Genomic DNA, 1,927 nt, shown 5'->3' on the forward strand with positions numbered 1-1,927 from the left:
ATGAAACTCTTATAGAGAAAGACATTTGGCGATTTTTGTCAATTGTTTTCGATCTAGAGCGAACTAATCAATTAAGTCTCTTGCCAGATAAGGATTTAGTCGATTTATGCTCCCCTATTGAACCATACCAAATAACGAAGAGCCAAAGTCTTACCCAACAAGGTTTTTAGATTTATTCAGCAAGCCCTAATTAGGATTTGCCGAAAAAGTTTTTCAGCAGACCCTAGGTACTGCTCATCCATGTCTCTCAGATTGCCCGATTTCGTCCCCCCCCCCTCAACGGTTACGACTGTTTTGGGTTGAGAATACTATTAATAATCAGAGCGTTTTTGGGAAGATAAGGAGGATCAATCATTTCACGATGAATACCGGTGGCATAATGATTGATTCTTTCTCCTTTTGTTGCTTGTGTCCAATCATCTTGAGCTTCATAGTTTCCCTCAGCACGAATCAAATGAATAGTCCCTTGAATTTGTACATTTTTTAAATCAGAATTCCAAAGAAAATTAAAGTATTCCCACACTTGATGATAAGTGCGATTGCGGAGTTTTTGATTCTCTAAAAAGTAACCTCTTAATTCCTGACGTTTGGGATTTAATAAGAAAGCATCAACCCCTTCTTGAATCTCTGACATATCAGCTTTTTTAGCCTCACGTCCTCCTCTGTAAGTATCCAGTAAAATGACATCAGAAACAACTCTCCCTCGACTTTCTAATTGTTGAGCCATTAACATCGCTAAAAATCCGCCGGCGGAATGTCCCATTAATTTTATATCTTGATTCTGAGCCAAATCCTCAATTAATTCAGCGTATTTTTTTAACATTAATTCATCGCTAATATACCGGAAAGTATAAATAGCATAATTCGTTAGATACTCTGCTAAATTGGCATAAGCAGCAGCGAAACCAAGGGCGGGGGGAAATAAAAAGACGGCCTTTTCTTGCTCCTTATTAAACACCACATAAGGACGTTCTTTCGGTTGAATATTCATCTCCTGAGCATAGATAATATAATCGCTTAATTCGGCGACTGTTGGCTTTTCATAAATCATTGATAAAGGAATTTCTATGGCCATTTTTTCATAAATTAAAGCCATAAGATTCATAGCTTGTAAGGAATGACCACCCAACTCAAAGAAGTTATCATTAACCCCTATCTTGCCAGCTTGTAGAAGTTGTTGCCAAAGGCTTACTAAGATAGTTTCCGTTGAATTGCGGGGGGCTAAATAGGGTGATTCAACTAGAGAAGTCTCATCCGGTATAGGCAATTTATGAACGTCTATTTTCCCATTAGGATTTAAGGGAAAATCCGACAACATGACAAAGGCAGAAGGGATCATGTAAACGGGTAATTTCTGCTGTAAGAAACGACGCAAATCCTGGGAAGTTAATAAAGTATCTTTTCTGATTACATAAGCAACTAACCGTTGATTATATAAGGTATCTTCCCGCATAATCACAACAGTTTGTTCAACGTTGGGATGAGTTTCTAAAACTGTCTGAATTTCTCCTAATTCAATGCGGAAACCTCTCAGCTTAACTTGATTATCAATCCGCCCTAAATATTCAATGTTTCCATCAGGAAGATAGCGAGCTAAATCTCCGGTTTTATATAATTTACCCTGGGCAAAAGGATGAGGAATAAATTTTTCAGCCGTTAATTCAGGTTGGTTGAGGTATCCACGCGCTAAACCCATTCCACCAATATGTAATTCTCCAGCAACACCAATAGGAACCGGTTGGAGATAACTGTCGAGAATGTAAATCTGGGCATTAGCAATGGGAGTTCCAATAGAAATTTGGGAATTTGGCTGACAGCACCAGATAGTAGTCTCAACCGCTACTTCTGTTGGTCCATAAGCGTTATATAATTCACAGTTTAACTGCTGAAAAAATCGTTGATTGAGTTCATAAGATAAGGCTTCTCC

Annotated in this window: 2 protein-coding genes; one reads left to right on the forward strand and one right to left on the reverse strand. The window is 38.2% G+C overall.

The genetic code is table 11. The annotated features are described in order from the left end of the window. The first annotated feature begins 35 nt into the window (after positions 1–35). A complete protein-coding gene (locus O9332_RS07670; RefSeq protein ID WP_288024703.1) occupies positions 36–170 on the forward strand; it encodes a hypothetical protein in 135 nt (44 codons plus the stop codon). Positions 171–283: 113 nt separating this feature from the next. Here O9332_RS07670 and O9332_RS07675 read toward each other — a convergent pair. Then, the coding region (locus O9332_RS07675; protein ID WP_288024701.1) for a thioesterase domain-containing protein at positions 284–1,927 on the reverse strand (1,644 nt) is incomplete at its 5' end.

It is taken from the genome of Microcystis sp. LE19-10.1B, from assembly GCF_027530565.1.
In the GTDB taxonomy this organism is placed as follows: domain Bacteria; phylum Cyanobacteriota; class Cyanobacteriia; order Cyanobacteriales; family Microcystaceae; genus Microcystis; species Microcystis aeruginosa.